The organism is Bradyrhizobium erythrophlei, from assembly GCF_900129425.1.
GTDB lineage: Bacteria > Pseudomonadota > Alphaproteobacteria > Rhizobiales > Xanthobacteraceae > Bradyrhizobium > Bradyrhizobium erythrophlei_C.
Window position 1 is genome coordinate 5,687,732 of sequence record NZ_LT670817.1, and the last position, 25,460, is coordinate 5,713,191.

Below are 25,460 nucleotides of genomic sequence, written 5' to 3' on the forward strand. Positions count from 1 at the left end.
AATCTAAGCTCAGCAGCGGCCTCGCATTCAAGACCTCGCGTCGAAAAACATCCATCGGCCGAAACACATTCACGTGCCTCGGCAACGGTCATGACGCTAGTGGTGAAAACCTGACGCTTGGTACCCTGGCGCGGCCGAGCTGGAAACGTATGAATGTGGAAATCGAACTGCCTCTACCAGGCGAGCGGCTCTGCTGATATGACATTGGGAATGTTGAAGCTCTCCTGCCTCTGCGGCCAAGTCCGCATCGAAATCCCAAAGCGACCGGACTTCATCAACGAGTGCAACTGCACGCTTTGTAGCAAGTCGGGCGCCCGCTGGGCCTATTTCCATCCGTCGGAAGTCAGCGTCGTGGGGACGACGAATGGATATAGCCGGGAAGACAAGGAAGACCCGGCTGCAGAAATCCGTTTCTGTGCAAATTGTGGTTCAACGACACATTTTATTTTGACCGCAAGCGCCGTATCAAAGTTCGGGAACAGTCAGATAGGCGTCAATGTGCGCCTTGCGGATGAGAAGGACCTCGCCGGAATAGAATTGCGCTATCCTGACGGACGAGCTTGGTCGGGCAAGGGCGCCTTCGGCTATGTGCAGGAGGCTCGGATTATTGGCTGATGAGCGGGTTCGGAATGAGCGCTTTGCGATGAGTGTCGGTCGGTCTTGAACGACCGCAATTGAGCGCGAGCGAACCTCTCGCTCTTGGGTATCAAGTGTCAGATTTTGACCACTAGCTCTCCTTCTTGCGTGGTGGCCGCGGCGGCCCTTCCACCGGCGGCAGCGATTTCACGTATTCCGCGATGGCAGCGCGGTCCTCGGGCGACAATTGCGAGATGTTTCTGAGCACGCGCGCCATCGAGCCACCGACGGTGTCGCCATCGGGCATCTGCCCGGTTTCGAGGAAATAAGCGATGTCCTTCGCGCTCCAGTCGTCGAGCCCTTTTTGCGTGATGTTCGGCACCCAGCCCTCGCCTTCCGGATTCGGTCCACCGGCGAAGCGCTGCGAACTGATGATGCCGCCAAGGAAATTTCGGGGACTGTGACACTCCGCGCAATGGCCGAGGCTGTTGACCAGATAGGCGCCGCGATTCCACGACGCGGAGCGCGCAGCGTCGGGCACGAAAGGCTTGCCGTCCATGAACAGCCATTTCCAGATCCCGATGTTGCGCCTGATATTGAACGGAAACCGCACATCATGATCGCGCCCCTTGCCGGACACCGCGGGAAGCGTTTTCAGGTAGGCGAAGAGATCGCGGACGTCTTCGATTTTGGCATGCTGGTAAGAGGTGTAGGGAAAGGCCGGGAAATAATGAAATCCGGCCGGAGAGATTCCTTGCGTCACCGCGCGGACGAATTCCGCCTCGGTCCATCGCCCGATGCCGTCGACCGGATCGGGCGAGATATTGGGCGCATAAAACGTCCCGAACGGCGACGGGATGGCAAGCCCGCCGCCGAGTCGAAAGCGATCGGGCTGGCCGGGCACGGCATGGCAGGAGGAACATCCTCCGGCGTTGAAGGTTGTCAGTCCGTTCGTGCGGTTTGGCGTATAGGCCGGCTCGGTCACCGCCGGGATAAACGAGGTCGCCGTCAGCCACCAGTACACCCCAAAGGCAGCGACGGCGGCCAGAACGGCAACAAGGAAAATTCGTCGCGGCATTCATCGATCCGTCACTGTCCAGCTCAATCTATTGGCTAGTATGGCCGCTATTTCAGCCATAAGCTGCCGCAAAATTCGAGGCGTTTGAGTCCATTCCGGGAATAAAACCGGAATCCTATTGTTTTGAAACTGGCCTTCACTTGACGCCAACAGGGAGAAAACCATGTCGAAAACCAGAACTACGCTTGCTACGCTTGCTTTGGGTGCAACCATTGCCTTCGCCGGACCCGCCTTTGCCGAGAAGATGAAAGCAACGCTGGACGGAAAAGCCGAAGTGCCTCCGAACGCCAGCGCCGCCAAGGGCAACGCCGATATCGACTATGATGCCGCCACCAAGAAGCTGAGCTGGAAGCTGACCTATTCGGGACTTTCCGGCCCCGCGACCGCTGCCCATTTCCACGGGCCGGCTGAACCCGGCAAGAACGCCGGCGTCGCCGTCGCCATTCCCAATGCCACTTCAAGTCCCGTCGAAGGCAGCGCCACCCTGACGGACGCCCAGGCCGCCGACCTGGCGGCCGGCAAGTACTATGTCAATGTCCACACCGCAGCCAATCCGGGCGGCGAAATTCGCGGTCAGGTGACGAAGTAAGCTCCGCACCCGACCAATATAAAAAGCGGGCGGACGCATCAGGCGTCCGCCCGCTTTGTTGGTCAGATTGACGTCAGCTGTTCTTGACGCGGTAGGTCTCGTGGCAGCCACCGCATTGCTTGCCGATGACGGGTAACGTCGCCTTCAGCGTATCCAGATCCTTGATCTTGCCCTTGGCGTCCGCCACGACCTTGGAGAAGCTTGCGATGTGCTCCTGGAAGCCGGGCCTGTCCTCCCAGACTTTCGGCGACGCGTAGTAATCGCCTTCCGGCTTCTTACCCTTGATACTGTCGGGAAACAGGGTTGGGAACTTCTTGACGGTGTCCTCGAACTGGGCCATCGCGGCGTCGACCGTGGCCTGATCGTAAGGCTTTTCGCCCTTGACCATCGCCGCCAGCGCGCCCGCGTTCTTTCCGTTGCCCTTCATCATGGTCTGGGTCTGCTTGACCTGATCCTGCTGCGCAGCCACCGCACCGACGCAGAGCAACAACGTCCCCACAATTACCACAGTTCGCTTCATTCGTCTGTTCCCTCGTTTTTTCATCGCTCAATCAACTCGCATCCGCGAGCTGCGTTATGGTCGTTCCAACCCCGCTGACAGCGTTTCATTCCCCCGCGGCAGGTGTCACAGCGTATGCTGGCGCTGGTGCTCGCGGATCGCGATCCAGACCCGCTCCGGGGTCGCCGGCATATCGATATGATCGATCTTGTACTCGCGCCAGAGCCCCTCGATGATCGCGTTGACTATCGCCGGACAGGAGCCGATTGCCCCCGCCTCCCCAGCGCCCTTGACGCCCAGTGGATTGGTCTTGCAGGGCACGTTATGGGTCTCGAACACGAATGGCGGACCGTCGGCCGCGCGCGGCAGCGCATAGTCCATGAACGTCGCGGTGACGAGCTGGCCGTCCCCGGGATTGTAGACCGCCTGCTCCATCAACGCCTGGCCGATCCCCTGCATCGCGCCGCCGTGAACCTGGCCGGCCAGCAGCAGCGGATTCAGCGTCACACCGAAATCGTCGACGATCACGTAATTGACGATTTTGATGATGCCGGTGGCGGGATCGATTTCGACCTCGGCAAGATGGGTGCCGTTCGGGTAGGTGCCGTCGGCGCTGGTGAAGGTCGCGCTGGCATTCAGCTTCGAGGGATCGACGCCCGGCCGCCTGGCAAGGTCGGCAAAACTGACCGAGCGATCGGTGCCGGCGATTCGCACCGTGCCGTCGCTGATCTCGAGGTCGCCGCTGCTGGTTTCCAGCGCCTCGGCGGCGATCTCCCGCAGATTCTTGCCGAGCTCGCGGGTCGCGCGCTCGACGCTGACGCCGCCCGTCGGAATCGACGCCGAGCCGCCCGTGCCGAGGCCCGTGGCGACCTGATCGGTATCGCCCTGGATGATGTGGACGCGGTCGGGCGCAAGCCCGAACTGCTCGGCGACGAGTTGCGCGTAAGCGGTCTGATGGCCCTGCCCGGTCGACTGGGTGCCGATCAGGATGGTGACGTCGCCGCTGGGATCGAGCCGGACGTTGGCGGTCTCCTCGCCCATGGTGCCGCAGATTTCGACATAGGTCGCAAGTCCGATTCCGCGCACCAGACCCTGCTTCTTCGCGGCCTTGGCGCGCCTGGGAAATTCCTTCCAGTTGGCAATTTCCATCGCCCGCTTCATATGCGCGGTGAAGTCGCCGGAATCGTAGACCTTCCCGGTCGCCGTCTTGTAAGGCATCGCCCGCGGCGTGATAAAATTCTTGCGCCGGATCGCGTCCGGCGCCATTCCGAGCTTACGCGCCGCCGCGTCGACCAGCCGCTCGACCACATAGGCAGCTTCCGGGCGTCCGGCGCCGCGATAGGCATCGACCGGCACGGTGTTGGTGAAGACGGTGCGCACGCGGCAGTGAAAGGCCTGGAAATCGTAGAGGCCGGGCAGCATGCCGGCGCCGCCGTGGGGTATGTAGGGCCCGAATGTCGACAGATACGCGCCCATGTCACTGATCAAATCGACGTCCATCGCGAGGAACTTGCCGTCCTCGGCGAGCGCCATCCGCGCCGTCGTGACATTGTCGCGCCCCTGCGCGTCGCCGATGAAATGATCGGCGCGGTCGGCGGTCCACTTGACCGTCTTGCGCAGCTTGCGCGAGGCGACCGCGATCAGAGCGTATTCGCGATAGGGAAACAGCTTGGTGCCGAAGCCGCCGCCGACATCGGGGCAGATCACCCGCATCTTTTCCAGCGGAATCTTCAGGACCATCTGGCACAGGATTTCGCGCAGGCGATGGCTGCCCTGGCTGCCGATCGTCAGGGTCAGATGATCCCGCCCAGCGTCGTATTCGCAGACCGCGGCGCGCGTTTCCATGAAGTTGGTGACGACCCGCGGGTTGACGATCGAGACTTCGGCCACCGCATGCGCTTTGGCGAACGCCGCCTCGGTGGCTTTCTTGTCGCCGATCGGCACGTCGAACAGCACGTTGCCGGGATGGTCAGGCCAGACCTGCGGCGCATCCTTCTTCACCGCATTGGCGACGCCGACCACGGCCGGCAGCGGCGTCCAGTTGACCTCGATCGCCTCGATCGCATCGCGGGCCTGATCGATCGTTTCCGCGACCACGAACGCAACGGCATCGCCGACATGACGCACCACGCCATGCGCCAGAATCGCATAGGGCGGCCCGGTGAACGGATCGACTTCCAGATTGAACAGGCACGGCAGACCGCCGAGATCCCTGACGTCCTCTCCGGTCAGGATGGCGCCGACCCCCGGCAGGCCGCGGGCGCGGGCGGCATTGATGGTGAATTGGGCGTGCGCATGCGGCGAGCGCAGCACCAGCGCATGCATCGCAGGCTGCGGTGCGTGGTCATCGGTATAGCGGCCCTTGCCGCGAATGAGCGCGTCGTCTTCCTTGCGAACGACGCTTTGACCGACGCCGAACTTGATGGGAGCCATCATATCTCCGTTTGCCCTGTTGATAGCAGCCATATTGCAGCGGATCGCCGGGCAGCGCAAACGCCTTTAGCTGCGCACCAGCGACCGCAGCCAACCCCAGCCGAACAGCAGCCATATCGATCCGACATAGACGACCGCGCCGATCGCAATCAGCACAACCAGCGTCGTCACATCGCGCAGCGTCGTGAGATGCGCGAGTTGCGCCGCAGCAAGGCGTGCGGCAAGCCACAGCGCCGCGGCCAATACGAGACCGGCCACTAAAAATCTGGCCAGGGACAGCACGAACGCGCGCTCGAATTCCAGATAACCGGCCCGCACCGCAAACCCGAGCACCAGCAAAAGATTGATCCAGGCGCCGACCGCGGTCGCCAGCGCGAGACCGACCTGTGCCAGCGGTCCCATCAGCACAACCTTCAGGAGGACGTTGGCCGAGAGCCCGGTGAGCGAAGCCTTGACGGGTGTCGCCGTGTCCTTGCGGGCGTAGAAGGTCGCGACCGCACTGCGGATCGTCACGAACGGGATGAGGCCGATCGCATAGGCCGCGAGCGTGGCGCCGGCCGCCGCGGCATCGGCTGCCGTGAATGCGCCGCGCGCGAACGTTGCGCGCATGATGACATCGGGCACGGCGAGAAAAGCTGCGACGAACGGTACCGAAAACAACAGCGTAAATTCGAAAGCGCGCCGCTGCGATGCCATCGCGCCGGCGTGATCGCCCGACGTCAGCCGGCGCGACATTTCCGGCAGCAGTACCGTGCCGATGGCGATACCGATCACACCGATCGGCAACTGATTGAGCCGGTCTGCGTAATACAGCGCCGACAGCGCGCCTGCCGGCAAAAAGGTGGCAATGATGGTATCGGCGAACACGGCCACCTGGGTGCCCATCGAGCCCAGCGTGGCGGGGCCAACCGCACGAAAGAAGGCGCGGACATCCTCATCGAGCTTGAGCGGCGCGAAGCGCGGCAACCCGCCGTGGCGGGCGAGATCACCGGCGAGCAGAAAATATTGCAGGAAGCCGGAGATCAGCACACCCCAGGCCGCGGCGTGGCCGGCGGTCGGAAAGAAGGCCGCCAGCGCCAGCGTCGCCATCATCGAGATGTTGAGAAAGATGGATGCCGCTGCTGCACTGGCAAAACGGTGCATCACGTTGAGCATGCCGCCGTAGAGCGTCACCATCGTGATCAGCAGCAGATAGGGGAAAGTGATCCGCGTGAGTTCGATCGCGAGGCGACGCTGTTCGGGATCCTGGCTGAAACCCGGGGCAAGAATGCTCATGGCCTGCGGCATGAACAGCCACGCAACGACCAGCAGGACCACTTGCGAGAGAAACAGCAGGGTAAAGATGCGATCGGCGAACAATCGCGCCGAGGTCTCGCCACCCTTGCCATGAACGTGGGCATAGGCCGGAATGAAGGCGGTGTTGAAAGCACCCTCGGCGAAAATCGCCCGAAAATTGTTCGGCAGCCGCAGCGCCACGAAAAACGCGTCCGCCACCGGCCCGGCGCCGAGAATAGCCGCCAGCATGATGTCGCGCGCAAAGCCGGTCAGCCGCGAAAGGAGCGTATAGCCGCCGACGGTGAAAATACGACCGAGCATGCGCCGCTTCTACAGCATGCGGCGGTGCTTCAAAACGACGAAATCAAGTTGAAAACGCGCCGCGCACAGCCTTGATGATGCGCTCCTGCGCCGACTCCTCGAGATAGGCATGCATCGGCAGGCTGATGACGTCGCGGGACAAGCGTTCGCTTGCCGGCAGGCCGCCGTCGGCCACCGGGAAATCCCGATAGGCGGTCTGTTGATGCATCGACTTCGGATAATAGATCGCGGTCGGAATGCCCTGCGCCTTCAGCGCCGCCGCAAAGCTGTCGCGATCACAGCCGAGAGGCAGCCGGATGGTATATTGCGCCCAGACCGAGGTGGCGCCGCCGGCGACCTGCGGCACGGTCACGACATTGCCGAGCCCTTGCGCGTAGCGCTCAGCGACCTTGTTGCGCTCAGCGATCTCGTCCTCGAAGATTTTCAGCTTCTCGATCAGGATCGCCGCCTGCATGGTGTCGAGCCGCCCGGTGAGCCCGAGCCGGACATTGTCGTATTTGTCCGAGCCCTGGCCGTGGACGCGGACGCTGCGCAGCGTCGCCGCGAGTTCGGCGTCGTCGGTGAAGATGGCTCCGCCGTCGCCAAAGCAGCCGAGCGGCTTTGCCGGAAAAAAGCTGGTCGCGGTGGCGAGGCCGAAAGCGCCGAGTCGGCGGCCCTTGTAGCTTGCGCCGAATGCCTGTGCGGCGTCATCGAGCACGAACATGCCCTCGGCCTCGGCGACCGCACCGATGGCGTCATGGTCGGCGCTTTGCCCGAACAGGTCGACCGGAATCACCGCCCGCGGCTTGAGGCCGAGCCCCTTCGCGGTGGCGATGCCGCGCTTCAGCGAAGCCGCGTCGATGTTGAACGTGGCTTCATCGACGTCGACGAACACCGGCGTCGCGCCGGTCAGCGCCACCGCCTCGCCGGTCGCACAAAATGTAAAGGACGGACAGAGCACCGCATCGCCGCGGCCGACATCTTTCGCCATCAGCACCATCAGCAGCGCGTCGGTGCCGCTCGCGCAGCTCACCACATGCTTTGCGCCGCTGAAGTCGGTGAGCGCAGCCTCGAGCTGTGCCACTTCCGGACCGTTGATGAACTGGCAATGGGCGAGCACACGGGAGACCGCCTCATCGATGGATTTGCCGAGCCTGCGGCGCTGCGCGCCGATATCGATAAAGGGCACGGGTTCTGCGGGCATGTGCTTGTTCATGGAGCCTTCTGGGATTGAGGACGACAGGGTTTAGCCGGCGACGCGGCGCGGTCCCTTGCGGGCGGCGGAGGCCGCGGCGGGCCTGGCGGGGGTTTCCAGGCAACGGATCGCAATTTCAAGGCTGGCGACACCCTCGTCGCCGGTCACCGCCGCAACCCCGCCGGTGCGCACGGCATCGAGGAACGCAATCAATTCGGCGCGCAGCGGCTCGTCATGGCCGACCGGCAGATGGCGCATCGAGTAGCTGCCGTCCGGCTGGAAGCCGAAGCACTCGGTGACCTGACGGGTGAGCAGATCGCCCATGACGTATTTGCCGCGGGTCGCGACGGTGACGTTGCGCGCCTTGAACGGCGTCAGCCAGTTGGTGTTGATGTGCGCAAGCACGCCAGAGGCGGTTCGGAACTGCAGCAGCGCGATATCCTCGCGCTCGGCGACCGCGCTGGAGAGCTGCGGCTGCACTTCCACGATGTCGGATTCCGTGAACCAGCGGATCAGATCGATGTCGTGCACGGCGAGATCGATGACCACGCCGACGTTCGACATTCGCGGCGGGAACGGTCCCACCCGCGTGATGGCGATCGAAAGGATATCTTCGCCCGATATCGCCTGCTTGATGGCGGCGACGGCCGGATTGAACCGTTCGACATGCCCCACCATCAGCGTTACGCCGGCCCGGCGGGCAGCGGCGACGATGTCCTGACCCTCCTCGACCGACGGCGCGATCGGCTTTTCAACGAGGATGTGAATGTCACGGGCGATGCAGGCCAGCGCGATCTCGTGATGAAGGTGCGTCGGCGCAGCGATGGTGACGGCATCGACGCCTTCCGCGATCAATTCGTCGAGATTCGCGAACGCGCGGCAGCCCGCCAGCTCTGTGGCGCGACTGCGATGTTCCGGCAACGGATCAACGATTCCGACCATCGTCGTGTTCGGCAACCCGCCGAACACACGGGCATGGTTGGTGCCCATGACACCAGCGCCGACGACACCGACGCGAAGCGAACGCTTGACCTCGGCTTTCACGCCCTGTGCGGATGCTTTGGAACTCATATCATCGACCTCGGTGAGCCTCGGGCCCAAATCGTCCCGGCGCTTCTCCTAGCATGCCGCCACACATGTGGCGAATGCCGAGGGGCGATCCCGGACACGTTTTGAGTCAGAAAATTACACGCTCGCGAGCCCTTCGGCTGACCGCCCCTGGAACGGCCCGCTCAGTTCAATGAATCGAAATTTCGCGCTTACGGGAAACAATACGGGGAATTCGACAAATTTTCGGCCGGGAAACCGGAGATTCGTTCTCTGCCCGCCTGGGGTCTTTTGGTTGGAAGGAAGGTCGTCGGCGAGCATGACAGCGTTTCAAGCCCCAACGCCGCTCATCGGCTAACTGCATCTCCAAACCCGCCGCCCACGATTGTCGCAGCGAGAATCCGCAAATCGCCCATAAAATTTTGACTCTGGATATACTGGCTATCCGCCTGAGCGAGCTTTTCGGGCGTCGACATGTCTATCGAAGCAAGCTGGGCAGTGCCGGTGATTCCGGGGCGGATGCTGAATACGTTGCGGGCGCGGCGCGCCGTGATCACATCGATCTGAACGGGAAGACAGGGCCGCGGGCCCACGAGACTCATGTCTCCCCGCAGCACGTTGAAAAGTTGGGGCAGTTCATCAAGCTTTGCCGATCTCAAACATCGGCCCATCGGCGTGATCCAACTTCCGGCAACCTCATGCGAGCCGGCGACAGGCGCACCGTAGGTCATGGTGCGAAACTTATAACATCGGAACGGCTTTTCGGATTTGCCGATGCGGGCCTGCACGAATAGAACGCCGCCCCGGGATGATATTAATACCAGAAGGGCAATCAACATCATGACGGGCATGAGGAAGATCAGCCCCAGAGCTGAAACAAGAACATCGAACGTTCTTTTCATTGCTAGCCGGTCGGTGATGAACCAAATCTCGGTCATCCATACAGCTGTCCGCTGACGAGATGTTTGTACCGAGCCGCCTATGCCGATCTAGCTGCCTGGTCAAGAACGGAGTGAGGTCTTCGAAACGCAAGTGCGGTTTGCCGCAAACCTTCCTTAACATCTTGACGCGGTGCCCAACCCAGGAGTTCGCGGGTCTTGGTGACGTCAACCTGCAGCGAATCGGTCAACCGGCTTGCTATTGCGCGTTGCCCGATTGCCGCGGCGGCGATGGAAAGGAATGATGCCGGAAACGGCACTACCCGCGACGGCCGCCCGAGAGCTTCGGCCATCCTCCTGAACAGATCCGTCGTCGAAATATCTTCCCCGTCGCTAACAAGGAAAACCTGTCCCGCCGCATTGGGGTGGGTGGCGGCCAGGATGATCAGGTCAACCAGATTATCGACGAAAACAAACGAGCGCTTGTTGTGAACCGAGCCAAACGGCAACGGAATTCCGCGATCGACCCAATCCATCATCGTAGCGAAATTGGCTTTCACGCCAGGCCCATAAACCAGCGGCGGACGGATGACGGTCACTTCAAGCTCGGATGCAGCGGATAGGGCGAACAGGCCTCGTTCGGCTTCGAGCTTGGATTTCGAATAGGGGTTTTGGGGGTTGGGTTTGTCTTCAGCCTTGAACCGGCGACCTGGCTCGGTCGCTTCGCCGTTCACCTTGATTGAACTGATGAACACGAACCGTTTGACGCCGGCCCGGATGGCCTGCCTTGCCAGGTTCAATGTCGCGTCGCCATCGGCGGCCGGGACGTGGGCGATCTGGTCGGCAATCGTCTCGTTCATCACGTGCGCGCGCGATGCGAGATGAAGGATCACGTCGACCCCATCAAGCGCCGCTGCCCAGTCGGTCCGGGCATCGATGTTTCCGATTCCGAAATAGCCCACGCGCCGCGCACGCGTGACCGCGCGACAGCAAATCCCTCTTTTAGCCAGTTCGGAAACTACTGCCGTCCCGATAAAGCCGCCCGCGCCCGTTACTAGGATCATTTTCCCCCGTTGCGGGAAATAGTTATCCCGCCAACATCCCGCCGATCAAACGCTGCTCTATAAAACGTTACCACCGATCATGCCCCAGAAGAGTGACCTAGCCGGTACCGGCTGGATATCTACCATGATGCAGACAACAATATTAATAAAATACTGCGCCAAATCATAGTTTCAACCCCGCGTGGCCTGGAATAAAACTACATGCACGTAATCAGAGCAAGGGGGAGTTGGCGCATCGACGACATGACCTCCGATCATGCCGCAAGGGCTGGCTGATAGCCTTCTTGCGTCACCTGCCACGCTTGGAACATCAAGACACGCCCAAAGGTTTCGCCGCCCTGTCAGATGTTCCTGCCACGCGAGCCGAATCGGCGCGGGATCGAAGAAATCATCGGCTTTCAGCTGCCTTTCGCTCAACATATCCTCTGCCCAGTCGCGCAGAGTTCCACGAAGCCAGCTGTCAATTGGGCACGCCAAAACCCATCTTCGGGCGCTCAACGAGCTCCCTCGGAACATATCGCAGGATCATCAAGGTACTGCCCCCGGCCCTCCCGATCGCTCACGAGCGCTGGTAATCGTCCTCGATGCGAATGATATCATCTTCGCCGAGGTAGCTGCCGGTCTGGACCTCGATCAGCTCCAGCAGAATCTTGCCGGGATTTTCCAGCCGGTGGACGGCGCCGATCGGGATGTAGATCGATTCGTTTTCGTGCACGATCTTGACGAGTTGGTCGACGGTGACGCGCGCGGCGCCGCGCACCACGATCCAGTGTTCGGATCGATGGTGATGTTTCTGCAGTGAGAGCCGGCTCCCCGGCTTCACCACGATCCGCTTGACCTGGTGACGCTCGCCATTGTCGACCGATTGATACGAACCCCAGGGCCGGTGCACCTTGATATGGTCTTCAGTAACCTCCGGCGCGATCGTCTTCAACTTCGCGACCAGCCGCTTCAGGCCGTTGGCATCCTTCTGACGCGACACCAGCACGGCGTCCTGGGTCGCCACCACAACGAGGTCATCGACCCCTTCCAGCGCGACCAGCGCCTTGTCGGTCGAAACATTGCAGTTGCGGGAATCCTCGAATACGGCGGCGCCCTGCGCGGCGTTGCCCAATTGGTCCTTGTCCAACAGTTCCCACACCGCGTGCCAGGAGCCGACGTCGGACCAGCCGCACGAAACAGGAATCACGGCGGCGCGCGAAGTCTTTTCCATAACCGCGTAGTCGATCGAGATGGCCTTGGCCGATCCGAATGCGCTCGCGTCCAGCGTCACAAATCCGAGATCGCGTCCAGCTTTGGTCACGGAATCGGTGACCGCCTGCACGCTCTCGGCATCGACCTTGCGGTATTCATCGAGCAAGACGGAGCCGCGAAACATGAAGTTGCCGCTGTTCCAGAGATAGCCGGCCTTAATATATTCAGCAGCCGTGCTCGGATCCGGTTTCTCGACGAACTTCGCCACGCCGCGGACCTCGCCGGAAACCACTTCGCCCGGGCAGATATAGCCGTACTCGGTGGCCGCACGCTCGGGCTTTACGCCGAAGGTCACGATGCGGCCTGCATCGGCCGCGACCAGACCCTGACGACAGGCGGCGACAAAGGCGCCGGTATCGCCGACGACGTGATCGGCGGCAAGCGCCAGAACGATCGCCCCGTCGTCGCGGATCTGCGCAAAGGCTGCGCCCGCCGCGATCGCTGGGCCGGAATCCCGCCGCATCGGCTCCAGCAGCACATCGGCCTCAAGCCCGAGTTCGGCAAGCTGTTCCAGCACCATAAAGCGATACGCCGTGTTGGTGATGACGATCGGACGCTCGAACAGTGTCGCATCCGAAACCCGCAACAGAGTATCCTGAAATGTCGAGCGCGGCCCGAACAGCGGCAAAAACTGCTTCGGACGGACCTCGCGCGAAGCCGGCCATAGCCGCGTTCCGGCGCCGCCACACATGATCAGGGGAATGATTTGCTCGCCCATTGGCTCCTCGAACTTATGGCTATCGGCTGCTCCAGGACCACTTTACCCGTCGGGTCGAGGGTGCCGCAATACCCGGTTGTCCCGCTATTGCCAGATCGGCGCCAAAACCATACCAAGGCGTGCTCCATCCAAAGTCCAAAGCGCGGTCGCGGAACCGCGTGTTTTGGCAACCTTCTCAATCTAACGCGCGGGCGAGATGCGCCGGATACTGCTTTCGACGGTAAAAATACTGATCTCCGCGGCGCTGCTTTATCTCACGCTCCGCAAGGTCAATCTCACCGAGCTTGCCTCACGCATCAACAATGTTGCGAGCCTGGGCTGGATCGTCATGGCGATTGCGGTGACGTTCCTGCAGATCTATGTCGGCGTGCTGCGATGGCGGGAGATCAGCACGGAGTGTGGCGCGCCTCTCGGGACCACGCAAGCGATGCGCTTCAATATGATTGGAGCGTTTTTCAACCAGACGCTTCCATCCTCTATCGGAGGCGACGCCGTGCGGCTTTGGCTGGTCGCGCGCGGCGGCGCCGGATGGCGCGCGGCGACCTATTCCATCTTCGTCGACCGCGCCATCGGCTTGATCGCGCTGGCCATCATCATCGTTGCGAGCCTGCCCTGGAGTTACAGCCTTATCCGCGATCCCGCCGGCCGGTCGGCGCTGCTGATCGTCGATTTCGCCGCACTCGCCGGCGGACTGGGCTTTCTCGTTCTCGGCAGGTTGCCGTGGCCCTGGTTGAAGCGCTGGTGGGGAACGCACCATCTTCACGCCTGTTCGGTGATCGCGAACCGGGTGATTTTCAGCAGGAAGCATGGGCCAGCGATTGCGGTGCTGTCGATACTTGTTCATGTTCTCGCCGTCGTCATCGCCTGGTGTGTGGTGCAGTCGATTGCAGCACCGGTGGGTTTTGGCGAGATTTTTCAGCTAGTTCCGCCGGTCATGCTGATCACGATGCTGCCGATCTCGATTGCCGGCTGGGGCGTGCGCGAAGCCACCATGGGACTGGCATTCGGTTATGCCGGGCTGATGACGAACGAGGGCGTCAACGTTTCCCTGCTGTTTGGCGCAGTCACCTTCGTGGTCGGCGCACTCGGCGGCCTGGTGTGGATTTTCAGCGCCGAAAAGGCGGCGCAGGGATCCGCACCGATCGAGGTGCGAGAATAACAGGCACTATTGCGGCGCTTTCCTGTAACTTGACGAATGTGCGGCCGCGCCGGTGATATCCCCGGCAAGGACGCTCTTTGACAGGCTGATTCGGCCTCGGTAACGTGCATCAGTCGCGAGATGCCAATGAAAATCAGCGTCATAACAGCCAGCTACAATTCCGAGGCGACGATCGGCTTCACCGTTGAATCATTCCTTCGGCAAAGCCATCCCGACAAGGAAATGCTGGTGGTTGACGGGGCATCCAGCGATTCAACGCTAAAGCTTGTCGAGTCATTCGGTTCTGAAGCGATACGGGTTTTTTCGGAGAAGGATAAAGGCGTCTACGATGCCATGAACAAGGGCTTTCACTTGTTTCAGGGCGACGCCGTGGGGTTTCTGAACTCCGACGATACGTTCCACGATTCCAGGGCGCTCGCGGACATTGCCGCCGCAATGCAGAACTCCGATATCGTGTACGGCGATCTCAATATGGTGACCGATCACCGCACCAAGCGTCTCGTCCGTTCGTGGCGAGGCGGCGCATTCAAACGCTATTCGTTTCAGCTTGGCTGGGTGCCTCCCCATCCCACATTCTACATGCGAAAGGAAGTGGCCCAAAAGGTCGGCGACTACGACTTGAGCTACATCACCACGGCGGACTACGACTATATGCTTCGAGCCCTTGCGTTGAATAATTTTCGAGTGCGCTACATTCCTCGGGTCCTCGCAGACTTTCAGATTGGCGGTATCAGCACCAGGGGCTGGCGCGTCACCGCCCGGGCAAACCTGGAGTGCTTGCGGTCACGGCGCGCGCATTTGAACGCGCCCATCATCGACGCCGCATTTTTCCTGCGTTTCCTCAGGCGGATTTTTCAAATCCGGAAATTCAGGACTGTAAGAGCGGGCCGGATGGCGTAGCCTGCTCTAATGGCATGGCTGAGCCGAATTCGGGCACCGCATCCTTCAGGACGGCCTTGATGGTGGCGCGGTCGTCTCTGGCGATGGCGTGCTCAAGCGCCGCAATCCACTTCCGCAGCGCCAGCATGGGCGGCTCGTTGGGCTTGGCCGCCATCACGCCGGCAACCCCAATCTCGATGGTCGGCTCCTCGGTCGCAAACAGGATTTCGTTCAGCCGTTCGCCCGGCCGCATTCCGGTAAAGACCACATCGATATCATGCCCCGGCTGCAAACCGGACAGCCTGATCATGCGCTCGGCCAGGTCGACGATCTTGACGGGTTGCCCCATGTTGAGCACGTAGACCGAAACGTCCGGTCGCGCCGGCGCCAGCGCGTGCGCGGCTGCCGTGATCACCAGATCGCAGGCTTCCCGGATCGTCATGAAATACCGGACCATCTCCGGGTGGGTAACCGTCACCGGTCCGCCCGCCTCGATTTGGGCCTTGAACTTGGGCACCACCGATCCGTTCGACGCCAGCACATTGCCGAATCGCACGGAGATCAGACGCATCCGCGGCTTGCCGCCGAACTGCGATGCCAGATCGTGATCGAGCGCCTGGCAATACATCTCGGCAAACCGCTTGGTCAGACCCAGCATCGAGACCGGCTCGATCGCCTTGTCGGTCGAGATCATCACCATCGCCTCGGCGCCCGCCGCCAGCGCCGCATCAGCGACATTCACCGATCCGAAAATGTTGGTCTTGACCCCTTCGCTCCAGTCGCGCTCCAGGATCGGCACATGCTTGAGGGCGGCGGCATGAAACACGATATCCGGCTTGAATTCATTCATCAGCCGCAGGATGCGCTCGCGATCGCGAATATCCGCAATCCGGCCCTCGATGAGCGCACTGGTCTCGTGCGCCGCGAGGGCTTCGGTGACGGCATAAAGCGCCGGCTCCGAATTCTCGATCACCAGCAATCGCGCGGCGCCGAATGTCGCGACACGGCTGCAAATCTCCGAACCGATCGAACCGCCACCCCCGGTGACGATTACAGCCTTGTTCTTCACCAGGCCTTCAAGACGCGCGTAGTCGATGTTTTCGCTGGGACGCAGCAGCAGGTCCTCGACGGCAACCGTCGTCAGCCGCGGCGTTTCCCCGCTCTCCAGCGACGGCAGCCGGCTGACGATCATCCCAAGCCGGCGCGCCCGCATCAGGACGGCTTCGGGGCGCGCCTCGGGGTCGAACGCCGAAGGCGTCATGACCACCCGCGCGATCGGCTTGTTGCGCCTGGCGAAATCGCCAATCACGTCCTCGATATCGTCGATTCCGCCGAGCACAGGAACATTGCGGATCAGCTGACCTTGATCCGCCGCCGACGGCGACAACAGGCCGACCGGCCAGATCCGCTTGACGGCGCCGCTTTCGATTCCACGCAAGAGGATTTCAGCATCGGCGGCGCGGCCGATGAGCAGCGTCGGTGACGCATCCTCCACCTTCGCATGATGACGAACGCGCGTGTAGCGAAAATAACGATAGGCGAAGCGCAAGGCGCTGAGAAAAAACACCTCGAGAAACCAGTAGAGGATGATGGTGATTTTGCCGAGAAAGAACGCGCCTTGAACATTCGGCGCCACCGGCGTGCCGTGAACGTTGGGCGCGACGAAAACATAATCCATTACCAGGAGCGCGACGGTCAGCACGGTGGCCACGCGCAGAATGTTCAACGCATCCGGCAACGAAATGAAACGCCATTTCGTGGTGGTCAGATGGAAAAGGTAGCAAACGACGACACTGAACGCGACGAAATAGGGCAGGATATTCAGCAGCAGCGGGACACGATCGACGAACGATTCACCTTCGAAGCGCAGATAGAAACTCGCAATCAGCGCGAGCGCCGTCGCGAGCGCGTCGTGCGCGGCGATCAGGAAGTTCCGCAATGTAAATCGTGGGAAACGCGTCATTTCGCTGACCGGTAACAAGAAATATCCAGGTGATGCCGCCGTTGCGAGGCTGCTGATAGCTCATCCCGCGCGGGCACGCCAGCCGTCATGACTTATCGGAATTTCGCGGTACCAGTCCTGCTTCACGCGAGCCTGTCTTTAACACCATTCCACCGGCGACGCCCACGCCCACGACATACATCCATCCCTCGTGGAAATCGAATATGTGAGAATTGAACAGCGAGGTGAAAATATTTTGCACGACAACGAGCAATCCGATCCAGGTCGCCAGGCCTTCGCCGCGAAACAGCTGCAAATGCAGCAGCCACATCGCGTATAGCACGACAATTCCGATCACGCCCCACTGGACCGCGATGTTCAGCGTCTGGTTGTGCGGATTACCGATAACCTCGGCGCCGGCGCCGACGTGGCCGACGGCGGCCTGCTCAAACAGCCCGCGTGTCGATCCGGTGCCGTGCCCGAAGACCGGAGCCTCAGAAAAAAACCGCAGCGATTTCTCCCAAAATTCCAGCCGAAGGCCGATCGACGTCGGGATGTTTCGCTCCTTGTACAATCGGTAATCCCTGAGGAAGGTCGTGGTCGTCCATTGCAAGTGCGGCGATGCCGTCCAGGCCAGCGCTGCCAGCACGACTACCGCGCAAAATATGACGACGTTGGTTCGCCATTTCAGATGGAGCAGCGCAAATACCGCCAGCATGATCGGCATGGTGACCAGCGCCGTTCGCGAAACAATCACGAACGCCATGTTGACGACGAAGCCGAGCGCGGTGGCGCTCAGCAACAACGCCGGAACAATTCTTCCCGCCCGCAGAAGCGTGATGATGGGATAGGCGAGCGCCACGGCACACAGCGCGAATTCCTGGCTTTGATCGATATAGTTTTTGACCGGAACGCCGTATTCGGCCCCTGACTTGAGCGCGAGGCTTGGAGCGAACGCCACGACCCAGGACATCGCCAGCAACAGAACGGAGGACACCAGGAAGGCGATGAACACCTGCATGCCGCGCGTCGAGCGCTCGAAATGATAGAATAGCGCCGGCAGCATGAGTAGTTTCACGGTCGGGCCGACGGCGTAGAGCCGTGCCCCCCATGGCGCGTCCGACCAGAGCGTTCCCGCGACCGCCAGCGCGAACAGCGCGATCGGCAGCGCACAAATCGGACGTTTCAGCGATTGCAGGAAGGCCGCGAAGTCGAGGAAAGGCAGCATCGTGACCAGCAGTGCAACCGCGAAGATCGCGACCAGCGACGTCGACCAGGGCAGCGTAAGCGCGATTAGGACAACGAAAATATCGGCCGTCGTCGCCCAGGCGGCCGGATCCCGCCACAGCCTGCCCAACAACGCTCCCACGGTCTCTCGTGCCACCGCGCTCACGCCGTGCCTCCACGTGCGCGATTAACAAGCGACGTCGTACTGAAGCCCGGCAGTACGTCGACCAGCAGCACTTTACCGCCACAGGCTTCGACGATCTCGTGGCCGACGACCTGGTCGCGGGTATAGTCCCCGCCCTTCACCAGCACGCTCGGCCTGATCTGCCCGATCAACCTGATCGGCGTGTCGTCTTCGAAGATCACGACGAGATCGACCGCCTCCAGCGCCGCCAGCACCTCCGCGCGTGCGAGTTCGTCCTGCACCGGACGGCCCTCGCCCTTTAGCCGCTTCACCGATGCGTCGCTGTTCAGGCCGACGATCAGCCGGTCGCAAGCCCCGCGCGCCGCGGTCAGGACCTTGACATGACCGGGATGCAGAATATCGAAACAGCCGTTGGTGAATCCGATCCTCAGGCCCTGCTTCCGCCAGTCCAGAAGGTGCGCGTCGAGGTCGCTGCTTGTCGCGACGATCTTCTCTTCAGCCGCGAGGAATGCATGCGGCAGAATTTTCCGCCGCAGCTCCGCCGGTGTCACAACCGCGGTGCCTTTCTTGCCGACCGCGACCGCGGCCGCCGCATTCGCCATCCGCACGGCAGTCTCCCAGTTAGCCCCCGCCGCAAGCGTCGCCGCAAGCACCGCGGCGACGGTGTCGCCGGCGCCCGAGACGTCGCGCACCCTGACCGGATGCGCCGGGACGTGGATGGCCTCCCCCTTGCGCGGCGCCAGCGTCATGCCGTGCTCGCTTTGCGTCACCAAAATAGCTTCGCAGTCGGCAAGCTGCATGGCGTCTTGTGCGGCATCGACGATACTCTCCTGGGTGTCGGCCCGGCTGCGGGTCGCCTCCGCAAACTCCTTCCGATTGGGGGTCAGCAGGGTCGCACCGCGATAGATCGCAAAATTGGCGCTCTTGGGATCGACGATGACGGGCTTGCCGAGCTTGCGCGCGGCGTCGATGACGTTGCGTATCACGCGCGCCGTCAGCACACCCTTGGCGTAGTCGGACAACAACACGATATCGGCGCGCGGCAACAGCGGCAGGATGGCGTCGATCAGCCTCTGCTCGATATCAGCGGCTGCCGGCGCGGCCAATTCCCAATCCGCGCGCAGCATATGCGTCGAGAAATGTTCGGACACGAAGCGCACCTTGCGCGTCGTCGGCCGCTCGGAATCGCAAACCAGCACGCTTTCGATCAGGCTTTCCCCTGCCAATGCGGCCTGCAGTTTCGCGCCCGCATCGTCCTCGCCGATCAGACCGACGAAGATGCAGCGCGCGCCGATCGAAGCGACGTTGCGCGCGACGTTGCCGGCGCCGCCGATATTGGTCTCGCTGCGCTGGACGGCGATCACCGGCGCCGGCGCTTCCGGCGAAATCCGGGACACCTCGCCATAGACGAATTCGTCGAGCATGAGGTCGCCGACGCAGAGCACCGTTCGGCGGGCAATCGCGTGCGACAGGGCGTCAAAATCGAACATCTGTTCTCGTCATCTGTTGCGCGGTCAGCGGAAACGGTCGGCGGAATCGAGAAATCCCCGGACGTACGTGTCGACTGCATCTTCCAGCGCCGTAAAGCCCCCGTTATATCCGGCGCGCTGCAGCCGATCGACGTCGCTCTGGGTGAAGTACTGGTAGCTGCCGCGGATCTGTTCGGGCATATCGACATACTCGATATTCGCAACCGTGCCGAGCGCCGCATAGGCCGAGAGCATCACATCCTTGAAACTGCGGGCCTTGCCGGTCCCGACGTTGAAGAGGCCGCTGACATCAGGCGTCGCCAGCAACCACATCATCACCCGCACTGCGTCGTCGACATAGATGAAATCGCGGCGCTGATCGCCGTCGGCGATCCCTTCGCGATGGGATTTGAACAGCTGCACGGCGCGGCCCGCTTTGATATCGTCGAAGCGCCGCGCCAGCACGCTCATCATCGCGCCCTTGTGATATTCATTGGGGCCGAACACATTGAAGAATTTCAGGCCGGCCCATTGCGGCGGCAGCTTTTCGCCTCGGGCGACACGCTCGGCAACCGCCATGTCGAACAGATGCTTGCTCCAGCCGTACAAGTTCATCGGCCGTAGCGCCTTCAGCGCCGATATCGAGGGGTCGTCGCGAAAGCCCTGCGCGCCATCGCCATAGGTCGAAGCCGAGGAGGCGTAAATAAACGGCGTCGCATTGGCCGTGCACCAGTCGAGCAGCCGCATCGACAGCCGGAAATTGGTCTCGATCACGAGATCGCCGTCGGTTGCGGTGGTCTCCGAAATGGCGCCGAGATGGATGACGGCATCGAGCTGCCGGCCTTTCAGCCAGTGGGACAGCTCCGCCGGCGGGACGATATCCGCGAGTTGGCGCTTGGCGAGATTGCGCCATTTGCCGTCATGACCGAGCACATCGCAAACGGCGACATCGGCGCGGCCGGCCTCGTTGAGCGCGGCCACGACGTTCGATCCGATAAAACCGGCACCCCCGGTCACCAGCAACATTGCCTATTCCTGCCCTTGATGTGGGATGCCAGCTTTGCCCCAGTCCTGCCCGGCAGGCAACTTTGGTTACCCGGCGTGGTGAAGGCGGGGAGGCCCTGTCTGGCGGCTTTACCCGGCTGCAGGGAGCGGTTACCGACAGGAAGAGCATGGACCGGCGCTAATCTCATCATATGAACACAGATTCAACACATCAAGCGGAGACCGGGGATGCGGCCGATGCACGGCCGATCCTGATCGTCCCCTATATGTGGATCGGCGACTTCGTGCGCGGCCATTCGGTCGTGCGGGTGCTCAGGCAGCGCTGGCCGAATCGGCCTGTCGACGTGCTGGTGAGCCCGCTGTGCGCGCCGCTGGTCGATTACATGCCCGGCGTCCGCTCCGGGATCGTCTGGGACCTGCCGCGAAGCCGGCTTGCGGTCGCCAGGCAATGGGGATTGGCTGCGCAACTGCGCTCCCGCGATTATGGCACCGCGCTGGTCCTGCCCCGCACCTGGAAGTCGGCGATTGCCCCTGCGCTGGCCGGTATCCCCGAACGGGTCGGCTTCGTCGGCGAGGCCAGGTTCGGGCTGATCAACCGATGGCGCTGGGGCGAGCAGGCCCTCCCCCGGTTCATTGACAAGAATGCCGCGCTGGCGTTGCCGGACGGGGCTCCGCTGCCACCGGAATGGCCGGTGCCGCAGCTTGTTGTCCCCGCCGGGGAAACCGACCGCTGGCGGCAAGCACACGGTCTGGGCGCTAATCGTGCGGTGGCGCTGGCTCCCGGCTCGGTCGGCGCCTCCAAGCGCTGGACCTATTATCCGGAAGCCGCGCGGCTTCTGGCCGAACGCGGGCTCGATGTCTGGGTGGTCGGCGGCCCCGGCGAAAAGGCTTTGGCGGCGCAAATCGTCGCCACAGGCGGGCCTCGCGTCCGCGACCTGACGGGAACCGATCTGCGCAACGGTATCCTGGCGATGGCGGCGGCCAATGTCGCAATATCCAACGATTCCGGGCTGATGCACATCGCGGCGGCGCTGGGGACGCCGACCATGGGTATTTTTGGCCCCACCAGCCCCTATCACTGGGCGCCGCTTAATGGCCTCGCGGCGACGGTTCAGACCAAAACCGTGGTGCCGTGCCAGCCCTGCCACCGCCCAGTCTGCACCATGAACGACCACCGCTGCATGCGGGACATTCCGGCATCTGACGTGGTTGATATCACGATGCGCGTGCTGGCCGAGGCCAAAGCCCGCGTCGCGGATTGACCTCGCGCGCTTGCGCAGCCGCTACGCGGTCATTACCAAAGAAGCCAACTGCAACCCTGACGGTGTGTCTTGAGCCAAGATCTTATCGCAGCCCATCTAACGCAATCGCTCGCCGCCCTCGAGCGGACGACGCAAGATGACGCGTTGCTCGCCACCGCGCGAAAGATCGCGGCCGTGATCCTCGCGGCGCTGCGCTCGGGCAACAAGCTCCTGATCGCCGGCAATGGCGGCAGCGCCGCCGACGCCCAGCATATCGCCGCGGAGATCGTCGGCCGCTACAAACAGGACCGGCCCGCCTGGACCGCGATTGCGCTGACCACCGACACCTCGGCCTTGACTTCGATCGGCAACGATTACGGTTTTGAACAGGTGTTCGCGCGCCAGGTCGAAGGACTCGGCCGGCGCGGCGACGTGCTGCTGGCGCTTTCCACCTCGGGGCGTTCGCCGAACATTCTGGCGGCGCTGCGCAGCGCCCGGGAACGCGGGCTCATCACCGTCGGCTTCACCGGCCGCAAGGGCGAAACACTCGGTGCCTTCTGCGACCATCTGTTCGTCTCGCCCAGCGACGACACGCCGATCGTCCAGCAGATTCATCTCGCCGTTGCGCACGGGATCTGCGACGAGGTCGAGCAGGCCATAATGCGCGAGACCGCGAAAAAATGAGCGGCATCGATTCCGCCCGCGGCGCGGCCCGGCCCGCCGCGTTCCTCGATCGCGACGGCGTCATCAACCACGACGACGGCTTCATGGGGACGCAGGACCGGATTCGCTGGATGCCGAATGCGGCGAAGGCGATCCGCCGCCTCAACGAGGCCGGGTATTTTGTCTTCCTCTTCACCAATCAATCCGGCGTCGCGCGCGGCTATTTCTCCGAAGACGATCTGCGGGTTCTGCATGACTGGATGCGCGCCGAACTCGCCGCTCAAGACGCCCGGGTCGACGACATCAGATATTGCCCGCATCATCCCGATGGGTCGGTCGCCGGCTATCTCGAAGACCACCATTGGCGGAAGCCGAGCCCCGGGATGATTCTCGATCTGATGTCGCACTGGCCGGTGCGGCGCGAAGGCAGTTTTGTCATTGGCGACCGGCATAGCGATATCGAGGCGGCGCAAGCCGCTGACTTGCCTGGCTTCCTGTTCGCCGGCGGCGACCTCGACGCGTTTGTGGCTGATGTCATTGCTCAAACGAGCGCGCGATAAACTTCGGCGATCGCGTTTGCTTCGGAATCGAGGCTGAATTTCGCCAACACCCGCGCCCGCGCCCGCTCACCGATTGCCGCCGCTGACGCCGGATCGCGCATCAGCGGCTCCAGGGCTGCGACAAGCGCATCGACATCGCCCGGCGGCGTCAGCGCGCCTGTCACGCCATCCTCGACCACCAGCTCGGCGGCCCCCGCGCGCGACGCCACCAATGCTGCGCCTACCGCCATAGCCTCAATCAGCGTCAATCCAAAACCTTCGTTGCGGGAAGTGAACGCGTAGATCGTCAGCCGCTGGTACCACCGCTGCACCTCCTCGATCGGAAGTTCACCTGTGATGACGATGCGCGACCCAAGACCCGCGGCCTCGATCCGCTTTTTCAGATCGTTCGCGAAGACCGACTGCTCGGGCGTGATCGCGCCGACCAACACGGCGGTGAAATCGGGATAGCGCGGCAGCAGCCGGCACATCGCATCCACGAAAACATCGCTGCCTTTTTGCGCGCGCACCCGGCCGAAGCAGCCGATCGCATGGCGGCCCGGCAATCCAGCTTCCGCGAACGCCGCCGCGCGGTCGGCCGGCGGTGCATACAGATCGGTGTCGACGCCGTGCGGAATCACCGTCGCCTCGCGCTTGAGAAACGACGCCGAAATGTCGCTGGTGGCGATGATCGCATCCATCCGGCTGATCAGCCAGCGGGTGATCCAGGTATGGTGCCGCTGCGCCGCCGAGGTGAATACCAGCTTCAGGGGCCAGCCGAGCGATTGCAACAGGACGCCGACGATCATCTCGTTGTTGCGCCGCGCGTGCCAGATCAGAGGTGAGCGGCGACGCCATAATTTCAGGAGGTCCGCGATACCGATCCGCGCGATGCCCTCGGGCGCATCGGGACCAAGCCAGGCCGCACGAAATAGCTGAGCCAGTTTCGGCGCCACCATCCGGTTGGTCGCAGTGACGCCGGAATAACGCCTGTGCAGATTGGGCACGATCAACTGCAGATGATCAGCGGAATTGTTCTCGATCGGCACATCACGCTCCGGTTTCGCGCTTTTCCTATACGCAACATTAAGCATAGTGACCAGTTCGCCTGCGCCGAAACCCACTCTTCACCGCGCCCCGGATAGCATCCGCCGGCAATTGGGAGATGGGTGAGTTCATGACCGTGCTTGTCACCGGCGGCGCCGGTTATATCGGAAGTCACATGGTTCACGCGCTGGCGGAAGCCGGCGAAAGCGTTGTGGTGATCGACAACCTGTCCACCGGCTTCTCCACGTTCCTGCCGGAAGGCGTGCCGCTGTTCATCGGCGACGCCGCGGATGAGAATCTCGTCGAAGGCGTGATATCGGCGCATGGTGTCGAGAGCATCATTCATTTTGCGGGTTCGGTGGTGGTGCCGGATTCGATGCGCGATCCGCTCGCCTATTACCGCAACAACACCATGACCACGCGCAGCCTTTTGAACGCGGCGGTGAAGTGCGGCGTCAGCCGCTTCATCTTTTCATCGACCGCGGCGGTGTACGGCAATCCGGATCAGGTACCAGTCCCCGAGAATGCGCCGACGCGGCCGCTGTCGCCTTACGGCTCCTCGAAGCTGATGACCGAAATCATGCTGCATGACGTCGCTTCCGCCCACGGCATGACCTACGTCGTGCTGCGCTACTTCAACGTCGCGGGCGCCGATCCGCTGGCGCGCATCGGACTGGCGACCGTCGGCGCGACCCATCTGCTGAAAATCGCGGTCGAGGCGGCAACCGGACAGCGCGCCAAGATCGATGTGTTCGGAACCGACTACCCGACCCCGGATGGAAGCTGCATCCGGGATTTCATTCACGTCAGCGATCTGGCGCAGGCGCATCGCGCGGCGCTGTCCTATCTGCGCAGCGGCGGGGCGTCGGTGACGCTGAATTGCGGCTACGGCCGCGGCTATTCCGTGCTGGAAACCATCGAGGCGGTGCGGCGCGTGTCCGGGCGCAATTTTGCGGTTCAATATGCCCCGCGCCGATCGGGCGATATCATGACCATGATCGCGGACACCAGCCGGATCCGCGCGACGCTGAACTGGACGCCGCAATACGATGATCTCGAAACCATCGCCGCCCACGCGCTGGCGTGGGAAGAGAAACTGTTCCGCGAGCGCCATGGCGAACTGCAGCACGCGGTATCAGCCTAAAACCTCATTCGGCGCAAGCCCTGATTTGGCTTGAAAAACCGTGATATAGCGGGCAAGGAGACGGACGTTTCGCAAGCCAACCCTGACACGCGGG

General features: G+C 62.3%; 23 protein-coding genes. 8 read left to right on the plus strand and 15 right to left on the minus strand.

All coding sequences use genetic code 11. The features are described 5' to 3' along the window. Positions 1–153: 153 nt before the first annotated feature. Positions 154–615 carry a GFA family protein gene (locus tag B5527_RS27315; protein ID WP_245332268.1) on the plus strand — a complete coding sequence of 154 codons (462 nt, stop codon included), beginning with the start codon at positions 154–156 and terminating at the stop codon, positions 613–615. Between the two features lie 112 nt (positions 616–727). On the opposite strand, the gene B5527_RS27320 is transcribed toward B5527_RS27315, so the two are convergent. After that, positions 728–1,654, minus strand: coding sequence for a c-type cytochrome (locus B5527_RS27320; protein ID WP_079604294.1), 927 nt, complete (start codon positions 1,652–1,654; stop codon positions 728–730). Positions 1,655–1,817: 163 nt separating this feature from the next. Here B5527_RS27320 and B5527_RS27325 point away from each other — a divergent pair, with 163 nt between their 5' ends. Then, a complete protein-coding gene (locus B5527_RS27325; RefSeq protein WP_079604295.1) occupies positions 1,818–2,243 on the plus strand; it encodes a CHRD domain-containing protein in 426 nt (141 codons plus the stop codon). Positions 2,244–2,316: 73 nt separating this feature from the next. On the opposite strand, the gene B5527_RS27330 is transcribed toward B5527_RS27325, so the two are convergent. From B5527_RS27330 to B5527_RS27365, 9 genes are all read right to left on the minus strand, one after another. Next, positions 2,317–2,763 (minus strand): c-type cytochrome, encoded by a 447-nt coding sequence (locus tag B5527_RS27330; RefSeq protein WP_079604296.1) that lies wholly within the window; start codon positions 2,761–2,763, stop codon positions 2,317–2,319. 105 nt (positions 2,764–2,868) lie between these two features. Then, complete coding sequence (locus B5527_RS27335; RefSeq protein ID WP_079607545.1) at positions 2,869–5,178, minus strand: xanthine dehydrogenase family protein molybdopterin-binding subunit; 2,310 nt, start codon at positions 5,176–5,178, stop codon at positions 2,869–2,871. Positions 5,179–5,241: 63 nt separating this feature from the next. Then, positions 5,242–6,771 carry a murein biosynthesis integral membrane protein MurJ gene (murJ, locus tag B5527_RS27340; protein ID WP_079604297.1) on the minus strand — a complete coding sequence of 510 codons (1,530 nt, stop codon included), beginning with the start codon at positions 6,769–6,771 and terminating at the stop codon, positions 5,242–5,244. A 43-nt stretch (positions 6,772–6,814) separates the two neighbouring features. Next, positions 6,815–7,966 carry a DegT/DnrJ/EryC1/StrS family aminotransferase gene (locus tag B5527_RS27345; RefSeq protein ID WP_079604298.1) on the minus strand — a complete coding sequence of 384 codons (1,152 nt, stop codon included), beginning with the start codon at positions 7,964–7,966 and terminating at the stop codon, positions 6,815–6,817. A gap of 30 nt (positions 7,967–7,996) precedes the next feature. Continuing rightward, positions 7,997–9,016 carry a Gfo/Idh/MocA family protein gene (locus B5527_RS27350; protein WP_079604299.1) on the minus strand — a complete coding sequence of 340 codons (1,020 nt, stop codon included), beginning with the start codon at positions 9,014–9,016 and terminating at the stop codon, positions 7,997–7,999. 323 nt (positions 9,017–9,339) lie between these two features. Next, positions 9,340–9,930, minus strand: a complete 591-nt coding sequence (locus tag B5527_RS27355) for a sugar transferase (RefSeq protein WP_245332269.1) — start codon at positions 9,928–9,930, stop codon at positions 9,340–9,342. A gap of 41 nt (positions 9,931–9,971) precedes the next feature. Beyond that, on the minus strand, positions 9,972–10,934 hold the full coding sequence (locus tag B5527_RS27360; protein WP_079604300.1) for a UDP-glucose 4-epimerase family protein: 963 nt from the start codon (positions 10,932–10,934) through the stop codon (positions 9,972–9,974). A 171-nt stretch (positions 10,935–11,105) separates the two neighbouring features. After that, on the minus strand, positions 11,106–11,450 hold the full coding sequence (locus B5527_RS46630) for an asparagine synthase-related protein (RefSeq protein WP_338065037.1): 345 nt from the start codon (positions 11,448–11,450) through the stop codon (positions 11,106–11,108). Positions 11,451–11,493: 43 nt separating this feature from the next. After that, positions 11,494–12,906, minus strand: coding sequence for a mannose-1-phosphate guanylyltransferase/mannose-6-phosphate isomerase (locus B5527_RS27365; RefSeq protein ID WP_079604301.1), 1,413 nt, complete (start codon positions 12,904–12,906; stop codon positions 11,494–11,496). 196 nt (positions 12,907–13,102) lie between these two features. Here B5527_RS27365 and B5527_RS27370 point away from each other — a divergent pair, with 196 nt between their 5' ends. Both B5527_RS27370 and B5527_RS27375 read left to right on the plus strand, forming a co-directional pair. Next, a complete protein-coding gene (locus tag B5527_RS27370; RefSeq protein ID WP_079604302.1) occupies positions 13,103–14,065 on the plus strand; it encodes a lysylphosphatidylglycerol synthase transmembrane domain-containing protein in 963 nt (320 codons plus the stop codon). Positions 14,066–14,191: 126 nt separating this feature from the next. Continuing rightward, the gene (locus B5527_RS27375; RefSeq protein WP_172842679.1) at positions 14,192–14,965 is read left to right on the plus strand and encodes a glycosyltransferase; all 774 of its coding nucleotides are present in this window, start codon (positions 14,192–14,194) and stop codon (positions 14,963–14,965) included. On the opposite strand, the gene B5527_RS27380 is transcribed toward B5527_RS27375, so the two are convergent. The 4 genes from B5527_RS27380 to rfaD all read right to left on the minus strand — a co-directional run bounded on the left by B5527_RS27380 (position 14,934) and on the right by rfaD (position 20,753). Then, positions 14,934–16,907 carry an SDR family NAD(P)-dependent oxidoreductase gene (locus B5527_RS27380; protein ID WP_079604304.1) on the minus strand — a complete coding sequence of 658 codons (1,974 nt, stop codon included), beginning with the start codon at positions 16,905–16,907 and terminating at the stop codon, positions 14,934–14,936. The two genes, B5527_RS27375 and B5527_RS27380, sit on opposite strands and share 32 nt — an antisense overlap. Before the next feature lie 85 nt (positions 16,908–16,992). Continuing rightward, positions 16,993–18,279, minus strand: a complete 1,287-nt coding sequence (locus B5527_RS27385; protein WP_079604305.1) for an O-antigen ligase family protein — start codon at positions 18,277–18,279, stop codon at positions 16,993–16,995. Beyond that, positions 18,276–19,748: a D-glycero-beta-D-manno-heptose-7-phosphate kinase gene (gene rfaE1, locus B5527_RS27390; protein WP_079604306.1), complete on the minus strand. Its 1,473-nt coding sequence runs from the start codon at positions 19,746–19,748 to the stop codon at positions 18,276–18,278. Before rfaE1 ends, B5527_RS27385 begins: the two co-directional genes overlap by 4 nt. A gap of 24 nt (positions 19,749–19,772) precedes the next feature. Further along, positions 19,773–20,753 (minus strand): ADP-glyceromanno-heptose 6-epimerase, encoded by a 981-nt coding sequence (gene rfaD / locus B5527_RS27395; protein ID WP_079604307.1) that lies wholly within the window; start codon positions 20,751–20,753, stop codon positions 19,773–19,775. A gap of 170 nt (positions 20,754–20,923) precedes the next feature. Here rfaD and waaF point away from each other — a divergent pair, with 170 nt between their 5' ends. The 3 genes from waaF to B5527_RS27410 all read left to right on the plus strand — a co-directional run bounded on the left by waaF (position 20,924) and on the right by B5527_RS27410 (position 23,196). Continuing rightward, a complete protein-coding gene (gene waaF, locus B5527_RS27400; protein WP_079604308.1) occupies positions 20,924–21,994 on the plus strand; it encodes a lipopolysaccharide heptosyltransferase II in 1,071 nt (356 codons plus the stop codon). 69 nt (positions 21,995–22,063) lie between these two features. Further along, a complete protein-coding gene (locus B5527_RS27405) occupies positions 22,064–22,657 on the plus strand; it encodes a D-sedoheptulose 7-phosphate isomerase (protein ID WP_079604309.1) in 594 nt (197 codons plus the stop codon). Beyond that, positions 22,654–23,196, plus strand: coding sequence for an HAD family hydrolase (locus tag B5527_RS27410; RefSeq protein WP_079604310.1), 543 nt, complete (start codon positions 22,654–22,656; stop codon positions 23,194–23,196). Before B5527_RS27405 ends, B5527_RS27410 begins: the two co-directional genes overlap by 4 nt. Here B5527_RS27410 and B5527_RS27415 read toward each other — a convergent pair. Then, the gene (locus B5527_RS27415) at positions 23,178–24,224 is read right to left on the minus strand and encodes a glycosyltransferase family 4 protein (protein ID WP_245332271.1); all 1,047 of its coding nucleotides are present in this window, start codon (positions 24,222–24,224) and stop codon (positions 23,178–23,180) included. The genes B5527_RS27410 and B5527_RS27415 overlap by 19 nt on opposite strands. A 128-nt stretch (positions 24,225–24,352) precedes the next feature. Here B5527_RS27415 and galE point away from each other — a divergent pair, with 128 nt between their 5' ends. Continuing rightward, positions 24,353–25,366: a UDP-glucose 4-epimerase GalE gene (gene galE, locus B5527_RS27420; protein ID WP_079607548.1), complete on the plus strand. Its 1,014-nt coding sequence runs from the start codon at positions 24,353–24,355 to the stop codon at positions 25,364–25,366. Positions 25,367–25,460 lie beyond the last annotated feature (94 nt).

Bases quoted from the DNA above. Each gene is read 5' to 3' on its own strand.
- murJ (WP_079604297.1), bottom strand. From the start codon at position 6,771: ATGCTCGGTCGTATTTTCACCGTCGGCGGCTATACGCTCCTTTCGCGG.
- B5527_RS27335 (WP_079607545.1), bottom strand. From the start codon at position 5,178: ATGATGGCTCCCATCAAGTTCGGCGTCGGTCAAAGCGTCGTTCGCAAG.
- B5527_RS27330 (WP_079604296.1), bottom strand. From the start codon at position 2,763: ATGAAGCGAACTGTGGTAATTGTGGGGACGTTGTTGCTCTGCGTCGGT.
- B5527_RS27320 (WP_079604294.1), bottom strand. From the start codon at position 1,654: ATGCCGCGACGAATTTTCCTTGTTGCCGTTCTGGCCGCCGTCGCTGCC.
- B5527_RS27345 (WP_079604298.1), bottom strand. From the start codon at position 7,966: ATGAACAAGCACATGCCCGCAGAACCCGTGCCCTTTATCGATATCGGC.
- waaF (WP_079604308.1), top strand. From the start codon at position 20,924: ATGAACACAGATTCAACACATCAAGCGGAGACCGGGGATGCGGCCGAT.
- B5527_RS27370 (WP_079604302.1), top strand. From the start codon at position 13,103: ATGCGCCGGATACTGCTTTCGACGGTAAAAATACTGATCTCCGCGGCG.
- B5527_RS27360 (WP_079604300.1), bottom strand. From the start codon at position 10,934: ATGATCCTAGTAACGGGCGCGGGCGGCTTTATCGGGACGGCAGTAGTT.
- B5527_RS27380 (WP_079604304.1), bottom strand. From the start codon at position 16,907: ATGACGCGTTTCCCACGATTTACATTGCGGAACTTCCTGATCGCCGCG.
- B5527_RS27315 (WP_245332268.1), top strand. From the start codon at position 154: ATGTGGAAATCGAACTGCCTCTACCAGGCGAGCGGCTCTGCTGATATG.
- B5527_RS27355 (WP_245332269.1), bottom strand. From the start codon at position 9,930: ATGACCGAGATTTGGTTCATCACCGACCGGCTAGCAATGAAAAGAACG.
- B5527_RS27325 (WP_079604295.1), top strand. From the start codon at position 1,818: ATGTCGAAAACCAGAACTACGCTTGCTACGCTTGCTTTGGGTGCAACC.
- rfaE1 (WP_079604306.1), bottom strand. From the start codon at position 19,748: ATGTTCGATTTTGACGCCCTGTCGCACGCGATTGCCCGCCGAACGGTG.
- galE (WP_079607548.1), top strand. From the start codon at position 24,353: ATGACCGTGCTTGTCACCGGCGGCGCCGGTTATATCGGAAGTCACATG.
- B5527_RS27410 (WP_079604310.1), top strand. From the start codon at position 22,654: ATGAGCGGCATCGATTCCGCCCGCGGCGCGGCCCGGCCCGCCGCGTTC.
- B5527_RS46630 (WP_338065037.1), bottom strand. From the start codon at position 11,450: ATGTTCCGAGGGAGCTCGTTGAGCGCCCGAAGATGGGTTTTGGCGTGC.
- rfaD (WP_079604307.1), bottom strand. From the start codon at position 20,753: ATGTTGCTGGTGACCGGGGGTGCCGGTTTTATCGGATCGAACGTCGTG.
- B5527_RS27350 (WP_079604299.1), bottom strand. From the start codon at position 9,016: ATGAGTTCCAAAGCATCCGCACAGGGCGTGAAAGCCGAGGTCAAGCGT.
- B5527_RS27365 (WP_079604301.1), bottom strand. From the start codon at position 12,906: ATGGGCGAGCAAATCATTCCCCTGATCATGTGTGGCGGCGCCGGAACG.
- B5527_RS27375 (WP_172842679.1), top strand. From the start codon at position 14,192: ATGAAAATCAGCGTCATAACAGCCAGCTACAATTCCGAGGCGACGATC.